The sequence below is a fragment of the Isoptericola sp. NPDC056618 genome (assembly GCF_042792715.1).
Classification (GTDB): domain Bacteria; phylum Actinomycetota; class Actinomycetes; order Actinomycetales; family Cellulomonadaceae; genus Isoptericola; species Isoptericola nanjingensis.
In genome coordinates this window covers 1-14,083 of the sequence record NZ_JBHTVZ010000029.1, presented here as the reverse complement: position 1 = coordinate 14,083, position 14,083 = coordinate 1, and the positions used below count along the sequence as shown (strand labels likewise).

Below are 14,083 nucleotides of genomic sequence, written 5' to 3'. Positions count from 1 at the left end.
CCTAAGCCACCCGCCGGCACCCGACGGCCGGCGCGTCAGGCGGCGCCCAGGTCCTTCCAGGGGCCCCACGGCGTCGCGCCGGGCTCGTCGTTCCGGGAGTACCACTGGGCCCGCCAGCGGTGCCCGTCGTGCACGACGACGTCACCCTTGCCGTACACCCACGTGCTGGTCCAGGCGGAGAAGGTCCCGGCCGACGTGGCGACGGGAGCCCCGACCTCGGCCCAGGGCCCGTACGCCGACGCCCCGGGCCGGTCGCCGCGCGACCACCACAGCGCCTCGAAGAGCCCGCCCTCGAAGGCGACCCGGTCCCCCTTGCCGTAGGTGTCCTTCGCGTCCCACGCGGGCGCGGACGGCGCGAGGTCGAGCCCGACCAGCAGCGGGTCGTGGTCCGACGACCGGAACGGCGTCTCGTCGTAGAGGATCGTCGCGTTGTAGTTGTAACGGCTGTACTCGTTCGCCACCGGCTCGTACGCGTTGACGTTCCAGATGTCCGTGCCGGTCACCCGGTCGATCAGACCCGACGACGCGAGCGCGTGGTCGAGCGAGCCGACCGCGCCGTCGAACGCATAGGTGTACTCGCCCGTGGTGGGCCCGAGGTCCGTGTAGCCCGCGTCGGTGAGCACGACGACCGGGTCCTCCTGCTCGTAGGAGTTGAGGTCGCCCACGAGCAGCACCGCGTCGGTCCCGGCGTCGGCGGCGACGTCGTCGGCGAAGGCCACCAGCGCGGTCGCCTGACGCACGCGCGACTCGTTGGAGGCGCCCTGGCCGTCGCCCGTGTCCTCGTCCCCGGGCCACGGGCCCGCCGACCCCTTCGACTTGAAGTGGTTGGTGATCACCACGACGTCGTCGCCCGGGTCGGCGTCGACCCCGCCGGCCGGCTGGAACACCTGCGCCAACGGCTGGCGTGCGTTGCCGAACGCCTCCGGGTCGTCGAGGATCCGCGAGGTCCCGACGGGCTCGGCGCCCGCGGTGCGGTAGACGAACGCCGTGCGGATGACGTCCTCGCTGGCGGGCACGGCCGCCGGCGAGGCGACGAACGCCCAGGTGCCCGCGCCGTCGTGCGCGTTGAGCGCGTCGACCAGGTCGGACAGGGCCTGGTCGCGGTCCTTGCCGAACGCGGCGGAGTTCTCGATCTCCTCGAGGCCGACGACGTCGGCCCCCAGCGCCGAGATCGCCGCGACGATCTTGGTCTGCTGCCGTTCCAGGTCCTCGGCCTCGGCAGCGCCGCGGGCGTCGCAGCCGCCGCGCACGGTGACCGGGTCGCCCGCGCGGTCGGTGTAGTACGTGCACCCGTCGAGCTGGTCGCCCGTGGTGCTGAAGTAGTTGAGCACGTTGAAGGTGCCCACCTGCAGCGTGCCGCCGACGTCCTGCGGCGAGGCCTCGCGCGAGTCCTCGAACGTGGCGGGCTGCACCGCGTCGGCCACGTCGGGCGTGAGCCGGTGCTGCGGCTGCAGCCCCCAGGCGTCGTACCGGTAGTCGAGGACGACCGGCCGTGTGAAGGTCACGGCGGCGCCGACCCGCACGGGGTCACCGCCCGTCAGCCACGGCAGCGGCTGCGACGAGTTGGCGGCCGAGCCGTAGTTCGTCGACGCCCCGTCGTCCAGCAGGACGGCGCGGGCCGCGTTGTCCTCGGCCTGCTGCTTCGCCTCCACCGAGCCGGGTCGGCCGGCCGTGGTGGGCTGCACCAGCGGCGAGCCGCCCGCGGCGAGCCCGATCGTGCCGTAGAAGTTCGTGTCGTAGTTGTCGGTGACGGTGAAGTCGCCCTGCGGCGCGAGCAGCATGCCCTCGAGCGCCTCGCGCTCGGCGTCGGTCGCGGGCCAGGTCGTGGCCAGCGGCTCGACGGCGCCGGGCTCGTCCAGCGGGGCCCAGGAGTCCGCGGTGAGCTCCGTGAGGCCGGAGTACTCGCCGACCTCGCCGGTGACCTCCACGTGGTCGCCCACCTCGAGCTCGCCGGCCGCGGCGCGGGAGTACACGAAGACGGCGTCGGAGGCGCCGGGCGTCGCGTCGTCGGCGGGGTCGCCGCCGGTGCCGGCCGTCTGGAGGTAGAGCCCGTCGAAGCCGCCCGTGGGGTAGGTGGCGGTCACGACGCCGGTGGTCGTCACCGTCTTCCCGGCCAGCGGCGACGCGGCGCCGGAGCCCTGGATCTCGGCGATCGTCGCGTCCTCGGCAGGCCCCGGGTCCGTACCGGGGTCGGTGCCGCTCGCGGTCGGCGTCGGCGCCCCGGCCGCGAAGTCAGCGGCGTTGTCGGCGGTGTGCGCGTGGGCGCGGCGCGCGACCGACGTGGCGTTCGTCGTCGCCGGTGCCGGCCCCGAGCCCGCGAAGGCGTTGGCGGTCGGGCCCCAGCCGACGAGGTCGACGACGGCCTCGGCCGCCGCGCAGTCCGCACCCGCGCACGTCAGGCGGTCCGTCGAGCGCACCAGCGCCGCCTTCGCGCCCGTGCCGGACATCGCGATGGTGCCGGTGACGTCGGGGGTCGGCAGCGCGGGCAGCGACGTGTTCCCGCCCAGCGCCTCCGCGACGAGGAACGACCCGCCCGCCGGGATCGACCCCGCGAGGTTCGTCTGGGCCCCGTTGGCCCAGGTGCCGGTCGCGGAGGCGTACTGGACCGACCACCCCTCGAGGGACACCGGCTGGTCCGTCGGGTTGTACAGCTCGACGAAGTCCTGGTTGAACGCGGCGCCGCTGTTGCCGCCGCCCCCGTACAGCTCGTCGATGACGACGGGGGCGTCGGGCGAGACGGCGGCCGTCGCGGGGACGGCCAGGGCGGCGCCGACGGGCAGGACGAGCGCGGCCGCGGTGGCGGCGGCGAGCGGTGCTCGACGGCGGGCGGGACGGGTGGGGCTCACGGTGGCTCCTTCGCGGCGGACGTGGGTGACGTCACCTCAGCAGACCCGCGTGAACCGTTGTTGAACCCCACGTCACCGGACGTCGTCGTCCGGCCGTCGGGATGCGTGCCTGCCCGGTGCGCCGAACGTAGCGGAACCGGCCGACAACCGCGCGCTCTCCGGCCGCCCCGCGGGATCCGGTACTCCCTCGCGGCACTCCGTACTACCTCGCGGGGATGCGTACTCCCTCGGCGGAGCCCGTCAGGGACGCGGGCGTGCGGCCTGCAGCGGCAGGAGCGCGGACAGGTCGGCCCGCTCTCCCGAGGCGCTCACCCGCCCGGACGCGACGGCGTCGGCCCACGAGAGCCGACCGGTGGCGAGCGCGAGCCAGGTCTCGACGTCGGTCTCCACCACGTTCGGCGGCGTCCCGCGCGTGTGCCGCGGCCCCGCCACGGCCTGCACGGCCCCGGCGGGCGGCACCCGTACCTCCACCGAGTTCCCGGGCGCGACGTCGGCCAGCTCCTCCAGCGTGAACCGCACCGCCGTCGTCACGACGGGCCGCGAGGCGTCGCCGCCCAGCCACGCGGCCACGGCCGCCCGTCCGGCAGCAGGTTCGGTCCGTCGTCGCGCAGGCACGCCAGCACCTTAAGCCTCCCCACCCACCGTCCGACGGCGTCGCTCCGCGCGCCCGGCTGCGCGCCACCGGCGGCGAGCCGCCCGCCGCGTCACCCTCGGACGGGACGGGTGCGGGACGAGAGGTCCGCCCTACGCCGCGTGAGGCGAACGACGAGCGCGGGTCGAGGACGGCTTCGCGCGGACGTATCCCTCCCGAGGTGGAGGGCGCCCTGGCGCCCGTGAACGCGTCCGCGCGAAGCCATCCTCGACCCGCGCGACCGCACCGACGCGGAGCAGCGGCTAGGAAGCAGCCAGCTCCGCCCGGACCTCCTCCCGCAGGCGCCCGTGCCGCGACGGCTCGGGGGCGGCGGCGAGCAGCGTCTTCGTGTACTCGTGCTGCGGGTTGAGGATGACCTCGTCGGACGGACCCCGCTCCACGATGTCCCCCCGGAACATCACGATGATCTCGTCGCTGAAGTGTCGCGCCGTGGCGAGGTCGTGGGTGATGTACAGGACGCCGAGGTTCTCCTCGCGCTGCAGCCTGGCGAGCAGGTTGAGCACCCCGAGCCGGATGGAGACGTCGAGCATCGAGACGGGCTCGTCGGCGACGAGGAACCTCGCGCCGGGTGCGAGAGCCCGGGCGATGGCGACCCGCTGCCGCTGACCGCCGGACATCTCGTGCGGCCGCTTGACCGCGTAGAGCTCGGCCGGTGTGAGGTTGACGCGCTCCAGCAGGTCGTGGACCGCGGGCTCGAGCGCGTCACCGCTCGCGACACCGTGCAGCTTCAACGGGCGCTCCAGGTGGTGCGCCACCGTGTGGTACGGGTTGAGCGACGCGAACGGGTCCTGGAAGACCATCTGCACCTGGTGGCGGTAGCTCGACAGCGCGCGGCCGCGGCGCCCGATAGGCCTGCCGTCGAGCAGGATCTCGCCGCTCGTCGGGGTCTCGAGCTGGGAGATCATCTTGGCCACGGTCGACTTGCCGGACCCGGACTCGCCGACGAGAGCGAGGGTCTTGCCGGGCTCGAGCGTGAACGACACGTCGTTCACGGCACGCAGGGTGCCGCTGCGCAGCCCGCTGCGGACCTTGAACTCCTTGACGAGATTGCGGACCTCGAGGCTGCTCATGACGCCTCCTCCTCGGCGGCGTCGCGGGTGACGCCGGTGCGGACGAACGAGCCACGGTCGCCCGTGAGGCTCGGGAACGAGTCCAGGAGCTGCCGCGTGTACGGGTGCTGGGCCCGCGCGTAGATGGACTCCGAGGTGTCGAGCTCGACGATCCGGCCGGCGCGCATGACGGCGATCCGGTCGCTGATCTCGAGCAGGAGCGGCAGGTCGTGGGTGATGAACACGACGGCGAAGTTGAACCGCTCGCGCAGCCGCATGATCTCGCGCAGGATGCCGCGCTGGACGACGACGTCGAGCGCGGTGGTCGGCTCGTCCATGATCATGACCTGCGGGTTGAGCGCCATCGCCATGGCGATCATGACGCGCTGGCGCATCCCGCCGGACAGCTCGTGGGCGAAGCTGTCGAGGCGCGTCGGGTCGACCCCCACGAGCTCGAGCAGCTCGGCGGAACGCGCGGCGCGCTCCTTCGTGCCCATCTGCGGCCTGTGGGTGGTGAGGACGTCTCCGAGCTGCTTGCGCACGCTGATCACCGGGTTGAGCGAGTTCATCGCCCCCTGGAACACCATGGACACCTTGTCCCAGCGGAAGGCACGCAGCGCGTCGCCGGTGAGGCTGACGACGTCGATGTCGGCGCCGTTCGCGTCGTGGAACGTCACCTCGCCGGAGCGGAGGATGGCCGGGGGCTTGAGGAGCCGGTTGAGGCCGTAGGCGAGCGTCGTCTTGCCGCACCCCGACTCGCCGGCGAGCCCGAGGATCTCGCCGCGGTGCAGCGTGAGGGAGACGTCGTCCACGGCGCGGACGGGCGGGTCCACCTCGTACTCGATGGACACGTTCCGAGCGGTGAGGACCGGCTCGAGGCGGGCCACGTGGTCGTCGTGCGTCGGCGACGACAGCGGGCCGGTGGTGGTGGCGGTCATGCGTCGACCCTCTCCTTGTCGGCGGCGACGGTCTCCGTCGCGGCTCGGCGGCCGAGCTTGTCCTTGCCCGCCTTGCGCGCCTCGCGGACGCTCCTGGCGGCGGCGGGCGCGAGCCGCAGCTTCGGGTTGACGATCTCGTCGATGGCGAAGTTGACGAGGGAGAGCCCGGTGCCGAACAGGGCGATCATCAGGCCCGGGGGAACGAACCACCACCAGGCGCCGCGGGTCAGCGCGCCGCCGCCCTGCGCCTCGTTGAGCATCGTGCCCCAGGTGATCGACCCGTTGGGCCCGAGGCCCAGGTAGGACAGGCCGGCCTCGCCGAGGATGGCGAGCACGATCGCGAAGAGGAACTGGGACGCCAGCAGCGGCAGCAGGTTGGGCAGCACCTCGACGCCGATGATGCGCGGCGTCTTCTCCCCGGCGACCCGGGCCGCGGAGACGTAGTCGCGCACCCGCAGCGACCGGGCCTGGGACCGCAGCACGACGGCGGGCCCCGCGAATGCGGTGACGCCGAGGATGAGCGCCACGACCCAGAGGCTGCGCACCTGCAGGTAGCTGGCGACGACGATCATCAGCGGCAGGCCGGGGATGACGAGCATGATGCCGGTGACCAGCGAGAGGAACTCGTCGGTCCAGCCGCGCAGGTACCCGGCGACGACGCCGAAGAGCAGCGCGAGGACGATCGCGACGAGGCCTGCGGTCACGCCGACGACCAAGGAGCCGCGGGCTCCTTCGGCGAGCTGGGCGAGCACGTCGTAGCCGAGACTGGTCGTGCCGAGCCAGTGGCCGGGCTGCGGCGGCAGCAGCGGGTCGTTGGCGGAGCTGCGGGGGTCCTGCGTGACGAAGGGGCCCACGATCGCGAACAGCACGATCCCGCCGATGAGGATGAGCCCGGCGAGGAGCTTGCCCGACATGGAGGGCAGCATCTGTCGCACGCCGGACTTCCTGCCCGGCGGCGTGGGAGCGATGGCCGGCTCGGTGTCCGGCGTGGTGGCGGGTGCGGTGGTCTCGGTGTCAGTCATTGTGGCGGGTCCTCGGGTCCAGGAAGCCGTAGATGAGGTCCATGAGGAACAGCGCCGCCAGGACCGCGAGCGTGATGACGAGGAAGACGCCCTGCATCAGCGCGTAGTCGTTGTTGCGCACCGCCGTGATCATGAGCTTGCCGACGCCCGGGTACGTGAAGACCTGCTCCATGACGAGGGAGCCGGCCACGACGAACCCGAGGGAGACGCCGAAGCCGGCGAGGGACGGCAGCGCGGCGTTGCGCATCGCGTAGGTGGTGAACACGCGGCGCGGGCGCAGGCCCTTGGCCTCGGCGGTCGTGACGTAGTCCTCCGACAGCGTGGAGACCATCATGTTGCGCATCCCGAGCAGCCAGCCGCCGACCGACGAGATGACGATCGTGACGGCCGGGAGGAACGCGTGGTAGAGCACCGAGCCGACGAAGGCCCAGCTCCACTCCGGTCCGTTGAAGTGGAAGACGTCGTACGCGCCGATGATGGGGAACCACTGGAGGCTCACGGCGAACACGAAGATGAGCACGAGGGCCACCCAGAAGTAGGGCAGCGACTGCAGCATGGTGGTGCTCGGCACCAGGCTGTCCACCCAGGTGCCGCGCTTCCAGCCGGCGAGGGCGCCCAGCCCGATCCCGAGGACGAACGAGATGATGGTCGCCGTGCCGACGAGGCCGAGGGTCCACGGGATCGCGTCGCCGATGAGCTCGGTCACCGGCGTCGGGAAGTTCGTCACCGAGACGCCCAGGTTCCCGGTGAGGACGTTCTTCCAGTACGTGACGTACTGCTCCCACAGGGACTGGTCCTCGGCCGCACCGAGGAGGAGCCGGATGCTGTTCTCGGTACCCGCCGGGATGCCTCCGGCGCGCTGCAGCTTCGCCATGAGGATCGAGAACGGGTCGCCCGGCAGCATGCGCGGGATGAAGAAGTTCAGCGAGATCGCGGCCCACAGGGTCACCGCGTAGAAGGCGATCCGCCTGGCGTAGAACTTCATGGGGTCGGGCCGCCCTTCGGTGTCGCGGGCATGCGGCTCCTCCTCGCTCGGTGCGTCACTGCGTCGTGGTGCGGGTCGTGCGGGTGACCGGCGGGCTGGGGAGCCCGCCGGTCACCGGGTCGGGAGCGCGTTACTGGGCGCCGCCGAGCTTGCCGAGGATGACGCCCGAGGACGGGCCCTGCCACGACGGCGGGAACATGTACATGTCGTCCTCCGTGGGCCAGCCGGCGAACTTCGTCGTGTTGAAGAACGTCTGCGTGCCGTTCACGACGATCGGGATGTACGGCAGGTCCTCGACGATGTGCTCCTGGACGGTGGCGTAGGCCTCCTTCTTGGCGGCCTCGTCGTTCGTGTGGGAGGCGGCCTCGACGGCGGCGTTCACCTCGTCGTTGTCGTAGCGGGAGATGTTCCACTCGCCCGGCTCGAGCGCGGTGCCGACCTTCTGGGTGTAGTCGCCGGTGAACCACTCGCGGTAGATCTGGAACGGGTCGGCCAGCGAGGTGCCGACGACGCCGCCCATGATCAGCTCGAACTCGCCGGAGACGCGCGCGTCGGCGAACTCGTTCCAGGAGATCGTGGACGCGGTGACCTTGAGGCCCGCGGCCTTGGCCTGCTCCTCGATGAGCTTGGCGGCGTTGTTGAAGTCCGACCAGCCGTCGACGGAGGTCAGCGTCAGGTCGATCGGCTTGCCGTCCTTGCCGTAGAAGCCGTCGGCGTCCTTGGTGTAGCCGGCCTCCTCGAGGATCTTCCCGGCGGCCGCGGCGTCGGCGCTCTGCGGCGACTCCTTCGGCATGCCGTCCGCGATCCACTTGTCGTCGCGGCCGAGCAGCGCGAACGTCGGCGAGATCGGCTTGGCGAGCCCGACGAACGCCTTCTCGGTGATCGCGGAGCGGTCGATGGCGGCGTCGAGCGCCTGGCGGACGGCGACGTCCGTCTGGGCGCCCTCGCAGCCCAGGTCGGTGTTGGAGCACGTGTACAGCACGACGGGGTCGACGGGCGTGTTGACGTACCCGAAGCCACCGGTCGAGGTGATCCGCTCGGGATCCGGCACGAACATCGTGGTCCAGTCGATCTGCCCGGTGGTGAGCAGGTCCTCCGCGGACTGGTTGGCGTCGATGCCGACGTAGCGCAGGGAGGCGACCTTCGGCGCCCCGCCCCAGTAGTCGGGGTTGGCCTTCGCGGTGTACGCGGCGTTGGACGCCGTGTCGAGCATGTACGGGCCCGTGCCGACCGGGGACTCCGCGTTGTCCCACGCCACGAGCCCGGTGAGGGCGTTGCCCTCGGCGTCCTCGCCGGAGTCCTTCTCGTGCTCGGAGAACACGTGCTTCGGCACGATGTACGTGCTGCCGAGGATCGCGAACTCGTTCGCGAACGCCGGCTCGTCGAAGGAGAACACCACGGTGGACTCGTCCTGCGCGACCGCGTCCTTGAGGTAGACGGGCTTGGCGGTGTCATTCGTGAACGAGTACACGACGTCGTCCGCGGTGAACGGCTGGCCGTCGTTCCACTGCACCCCGCCACGGAGCTTCACCGTGAGCTCGGTGCCGTCCTCGTTCCACTCGAACGACTCGGCGAGCATCGGCGTGGGGTCCACGTCCTGGAGCTTGTTGTACGCGAACAGCGACTCGTAGATCCCGCCGTTGGCGAGGTGCAGCACGCCCACCGCGTAGGGGTTGAAGTTGGGGGTGATCGGGGTCTGCGAGCCCGCCCAGATCACGAGCTCCTGGTCGGTGGCCTGCCCCTCGGCCGCGGGGGCGCTGGTGCCGTCGCCACCGTCGTTGCCCTCGGCGGAACCGGAGCACCCGGCGGCCAGGAGGGTCACGCTGGTCAGGGCGGCGGCGGCTGCGAGCCACCGTCCGCGGATCTTCCCTCGGATCATCGTTGGTCCTTCCAGTCGGCAGCGCACCCTCACGCCGCGATCGCTCACGCTTAGGGAAGGAACCTTAACGAATAGTGCCAGGGGCGGCGCTAGACCTTGAATCGTTATAAGGCAGGAGTGTTATCAAAACGTCACCTGGGGCTCCTGCCCGGCGAGCCGAGGCGGCGCGAGGACGGAGCCTGCCGCGGCCGGGCGCGGACCGTCACGTCTCCGCGCCCGCCGTCGTCGGTCGGGTGAGGCAAGTTCCCGCCTCCCCCCCACGTGCAGGAGCGACCATGACCGCGACCCCTCATCACGAGCACGCGATCCGGAAGCTGCTGGGATCGCTCGTCGGCGCCCTGCGCGCCAAGGACCTCGACGCGGTGCGCGAGATCTACGCACCCGACGTCGTCTCGTTCGACGTCGAGCCCCCGCTGCAGCACGTCGGGATCGACGCCAAGCTGCGGAACTGGGTGCAGGTGTTCGACGCCTTCGCGACCGTCGACTACGAGCTGCGCGACCTCGCCCTGACCGTCGACGAGCACGTCGCCTTCGGGCACGCCTTCGGCCGGCTCAGCGGCACCCTCGCCGATGGCACGTCCGTGCCCGGGACGTGGGTCCGCGGCACGTTCGGCCTGCGTCGCGACGGCGGGCGCTGGCTGGTCGCGCACGACCAGGTGTCCGTCCCCGTGGACGTGCGCACCGGGGCCGCGGCCGTCGACCTCGAGCCCTGACCCGGGAGGGCCGGGCCTGCCCGGCCGCCTCGTCAGCCCAGCGTGAAGAGCACTCGTCGGTCGGGCACCGACGCCTCGGCCAACGTCGCGCGGACGCGCTCGCCCAGCGGCAGCCCGACGCCCTCGATGCGTGCGCGCACGGCCGGGTCCTCGAGCATGACCTCGCCGCGCTGCGGGCCGTCCGGCGCGCCTTCCTCGCCGTCGCCGCGCACGTCGACGACGACGCCGTCGAAGGCCTGTCCCTCGCGCCCGGCGAGCAGCGCCGCCTCGACGACGTCCACGCAGCCGCGCTCGAACGCACCCGCCGTGCGGGAAGCCGCCGCCATCGTCTCGGGCAGGGTGGGGAGCGCCTCGGTCACCCAGGCGGGCGGCTCCTTGCCGGCGGCGTGCGCGAGGCACACCTCCGTGGCGTAGCGGTCGGCGAGCCGCCGGAGCGGCGCCGTCACGTGGGCGTACTCGGCCGCGATCGCCGCGTGCCGGGCGTCCGCGGGCAGCGCGACCGGCGGCCCGCCGTCGGGCCCCGGCACGCCGAACGCCAGGTAGCCCGCGCCCCGGAAGAGCGACGTCGCCTCGGCGAGGAAGGCCGCGTGGGTGGGACGACGCGACTCGAGCGTCGGGACGAGCTGCGCGTACGAGACCTCGTCGGGCCAGTCGATGCCGAGGGCCGCGGCCGTGCGGCGCAGGCGCGCGACGTCGCGGTCGTCCGCAGGGGGCAGCGTGCGCAGTAGGCCGATGCCCGCCTCCCGCATCATGGCCGCCGCGGCGATGCCGGTGAGCAGCGAGATCTGCGCGTTCCAGCCCTCGACGGGGAGGGTGCGCCGCAGCTCGAGCGTGAACGACCCGTCGGGCCCGGACGCGATCTCCTGCTCGGGGACCTCCAGCGACACCCCGCCGCGGTCCCGCTCGCGCTCCTGCCGCAGGCGGCCCACGTCCGCCAGCAGGGACAGGGAGTCCGACGCCGTCCCCGCGTCGAGCTGGCCCTGGACCTCGCCGTAGGTGAGGCGGGCGCGTGACCGCACGGTCGCGCGGGTCACGGAGCTGCTGGTGATCTCGCCGTCCGCGTCGAGCCCGATCGTCCACAGGACGGCCGGACGGTCCTCGTCGGGCAGCAGGCTCGCGGCCACCTCGGAGAGGACGGGCGGGTGCAGCGGGGTGCGCACGTCCGGGCCGTAGACGGTGGTGCCGCGACGGTGGGTCTCGGCGTCGAGCGCGCCGCCCGGTCGGACGAACGCGGCGACGTCCGCGATGGCGTACCGGACGATGTACCCGCGGCCGGACGACGCGACGTGCACGGCCTGGTCGAGGTCCATGGAGCCGGGCGGGTCGATGGTCACGAGCTCGACGTCGCGGCGGTCCTGACGGCCCTGCCGTCCCTTGCCCCCGAGAGCCGACCCGCCGTCCGCGGCGGACTTCTCCGCCTCGTCCCGCACCTGGGCCGGGAACATCGCGGGCAGGCCGACCTCGGCGCGGAGCGCGGCGAGGGCGTCGGCGACCTCGGCCGGGCCCGCCTGGGCGAGATGGAGCTGACGCGTCGGCACCGCTCGACCGTAACGGCGCACGCCGGGTGCCGCGCGGCGAGGCGCCGGACCGTGAGGCACGGCACGGCACGGCGGACGCCCGGGTTTTCGACAGGCTCCGCCGCGGCCAGATATCTTGATGTCAAACAATCTCTCGTCCACCACTGCCCTGCCTAGGGAGCATCGCCGCATGACCACCGAGTCCCGGCCCGAGGCCGCCACGATCATCTACACGCACACCGACGAGGCGCCGCTGCTCGCGACGTACTCGTTCCTCCCGATCGTCGAGGCGTATGCCGCCCAGGCCGGGGTCACGCTCGAGACGCGCGACATCTCCCTCGCGGGCCGCATCCTCGCCCAGTTCCCCGAGCGGCTCACCGACGACCAGCGCATCGGCGACGCGCTCGCCGAGCTGGGCGCGCTGGCCACCACCCCCGGCGCCAACATCATCAAGCTGCCGAACATCTCGGCGTCCGTGCCGCAGCTCAAGGCCGCCGTCGCCGAGCTGCAGGCCCAGGGCTACGACGTCCCGAGCTACCCCGAGGACCCGCAGACCGACGCCGAGAAGGACGTGCGCGCCCGGTACGACAAGGTCAAGGGCTCGGCCGTGAACCCGGTGCTGCGCGAGGGCAACTCGGACCGCCGCGCCCCCGCCTCGGTGAAGAACTACGCGAAGGCGCACCCGCACCGCATGGGCGCCTGGTCGGCCGACTCGAGGACGAACGTCGCGACGATGGGCGAGAACGACTTCTTCTCCAACGAGAAGTCCGTCGTGGTCCCCGCCGACGACACCCTGACGATCCGCCTGGTCACCCCGGCCGGCACGACCGTCCTCAAGGACGGACTGAAGGTCGAGGCCGGCGAGGTCGTCGACGCGACCTTCATGTCCGTCGCGGCGCTGAACGCCTTCCTCGCCGAGCAGGTCGCCCGCGCCAAGGCCGAGGGCGTGCTGTTCTCCGCGCACCTCAAGGCCACGATGATGAAGGTCTCCGACCCGATCATCTTCGGCCACGTGGTGCAGGCGTTCTTCCCCGCCCTGTTCGAGAAGTACGGCGACGAGCTCAAGGCCGCGGGCATCTCCCCCAACGACGGCCTCGGCTACCTGCTGTCCACGGTCGACACGCTGCCCCACGGCGCCGAGATCCGCGCCGCCGTCGAGCAGGGCCTCGCCGACGGCCCGGCCCTCGCGATGGTGGACTCCGACCGCGGCATCACCAACCTGCACGTGCCGTCCGACGTCATCATCGACGCCTCCATGCCCGCGATGATCCGCGGCGGCGGCCACATGTGGGGCCCCGACGGCAAGGAGCACGACACGCTCGCCGTCATCCCCGACTCGTCGTACGCCGGCGTCTACCAGACCGTCATCGACGACTGCCGCGCGAACGGCGCCCTCGACCCGGCCACCATGGGCTCGGTGCCCAACGTGGGCCTCATGGCCAAGAAGGCCGAGGAGTACGGCTCGCACGACAAGACGTTCGAGATCCCCGCGGACGGCACCGTCGAGGTCGTGAACGCGGCCGGCGACGTGCTGCTGAGCCACGACGTCCAGGCCGGCGACATCTGGCGCGCCTGCACCACCAAGGACGTCGCGATCCGCGACTGGGTCAAGCTCGCCGTCAACCGCGCCCGCGCCACCGGCTCCCCCGCCGTGTTCTGGCTCGACGCGCAGCGCGGCCACGACGCACAGCTCATCGCCAAGGTCGAGGAGTACCTGGGCGACCACGACACCGACGGCCTCGACATCCACGTGATGGCGCCGGCCGAGGCCACGGCGTTCTCCCTGGCGCGCATCCGCCAGGGCCTCGACACCATCTCGGTGACGGGCAACGTGCTCCGCGACTACAACACGGACCTGTTCCCCATCCTCGAGCTGGGGACGTCGGCCAAGATGCTGTCGGTCGTGCCGCTGATGAACGGCGGCGGCCTCTTCGAGACCGGCGCCGGCGGCTCCGCCCCGAAGCACGTGCAGCAGCTCCTCGCGGAGAACTACCTGCGCTGGGACTCGCTGGGCGAGTTCTTCGCGCTGGCCGCGTCGTTCGAGCACCTGGCGACCGTCACCGGCAACGCGCGCGCCCAGGTGCTCGCCGACACCCTCGACCGCGCCACGGGCACGTTCCTCGACCAGGACAAGTCCCCGACGCGGCGCGTCGGCGGCATCGACAACCGCGGCTCGCACTTCTACCTCGCCCTGTACTGGGCGCAGGAGCTCGCCGCGCAGTCGGACGACGCCGAGCTGGCCGCCGCGTTCGGCCCGCTCGCGGCGTCGCTCGCCGAGCAGGAGCGGACGATCGTCGACGAGCTCGTCGGCGTCCAGGGCTCGCCCGCCGACATCGGCGGCTACTACCGCCCCGACGCCGCCAAGGCCGCCGCGGTGATGCGCCCGTCCGCCACCTTCAACACGGCGCTCGAGGCACTCTGACGCCGAGGTAGTTCGCAAGTCGGCGAGGGAGCACGAGGGCCGCGGCGGTGCGCACCGCCG

General features: G+C 72.4%; 10 protein-coding genes. 2 read left to right on the top strand and 8 right to left on the bottom strand.

Annotated features, from left to right (window positions below):
- Positions 1-35: 35 nt before the first annotated feature.
- The 7 genes from ACFQ8T_RS20925 to ACFQ8T_RS20895 form a co-directional block, all read right to left on the bottom strand.
- A complete protein-coding gene (locus tag ACFQ8T_RS20925) occupies positions 36-2,846 on the bottom strand; it encodes an ExeM/NucH family extracellular endonuclease (RefSeq protein ID WP_430548391.1) in 2,811 nt (936 codons plus the stop codon).
- Positions 2,847-3,086: 240 nt separating this feature from the next.
- Complete coding sequence (locus ACFQ8T_RS20920) at positions 3,087-3,461, bottom strand: sterol carrier family protein (RefSeq protein WP_430548390.1); 375 nt, start codon at positions 3,459-3,461, stop codon at positions 3,087-3,089.
- A gap of 279 nt (positions 3,462-3,740) precedes the next feature.
- Positions 3,741-4,568 (bottom strand): ATP-binding cassette domain-containing protein, encoded by an 828-nt coding sequence (locus ACFQ8T_RS20915; protein ID WP_430548389.1) that lies wholly within the window; start codon positions 4,566-4,568, stop codon positions 3,741-3,743.
- Positions 4,565-5,485, bottom strand: coding sequence for an ABC transporter ATP-binding protein (locus ACFQ8T_RS20910; RefSeq protein ID WP_430548388.1), 921 nt, complete (start codon positions 5,483-5,485; stop codon positions 4,565-4,567). The genes ACFQ8T_RS20915 and ACFQ8T_RS20910 overlap by 4 nt, the downstream gene beginning before the upstream one ends.
- Positions 5,482-6,507: an ABC transporter permease gene (locus ACFQ8T_RS20905; RefSeq protein ID WP_430548387.1), complete on the bottom strand. Its 1,026-nt coding sequence runs from the start codon at positions 6,505-6,507 to the stop codon at positions 5,482-5,484. Before ACFQ8T_RS20905 ends, ACFQ8T_RS20910 begins: the two co-directional genes overlap by 4 nt.
- A complete protein-coding gene (locus ACFQ8T_RS20900; protein WP_429766014.1) occupies positions 6,500-7,492 on the bottom strand; it encodes an ABC transporter permease in 993 nt (330 codons plus the stop codon). The genes ACFQ8T_RS20905 and ACFQ8T_RS20900 overlap by 8 nt, the downstream gene beginning before the upstream one ends.
- Before the next feature lie 130 nt (positions 7,493-7,622).
- Entirely contained in the window at positions 7,623-9,371 is a 1,749-nt protein-coding gene (locus ACFQ8T_RS20895) for an ABC transporter substrate-binding protein (RefSeq protein ID WP_430548386.1), read from the bottom strand.
- Between the two features lie 275 nt (positions 9,372-9,646).
- On the opposite strand from ACFQ8T_RS20895, the gene ACFQ8T_RS20890 reads away from it, so the two are divergent.
- Positions 9,647-10,084, top strand: coding sequence for a YybH family protein (locus ACFQ8T_RS20890; protein WP_430548385.1), 438 nt, complete (start codon positions 9,647-9,649; stop codon positions 10,082-10,084).
- Between the two features lie 32 nt (positions 10,085-10,116).
- Here the strand turns inward: ACFQ8T_RS20890 and ACFQ8T_RS20885 are convergent, their stop codons facing one another.
- Complete coding sequence (locus ACFQ8T_RS20885; RefSeq protein WP_430548384.1) at positions 10,117-11,622, bottom strand: RNB domain-containing ribonuclease; 1,506 nt, start codon at positions 11,620-11,622, stop codon at positions 10,117-10,119.
- Positions 11,623-11,791: 169 nt separating this feature from the next.
- Here ACFQ8T_RS20885 and ACFQ8T_RS20880 point away from each other — a divergent pair, with 169 nt between their 5' ends.
- Positions 11,792-14,023: an NADP-dependent isocitrate dehydrogenase gene (locus ACFQ8T_RS20880; protein ID WP_430548383.1), complete on the top strand. Its 2,232-nt coding sequence runs from the start codon at positions 11,792-11,794 to the stop codon at positions 14,021-14,023.
- Positions 14,024-14,083: the final 60 nt, after the last annotated feature.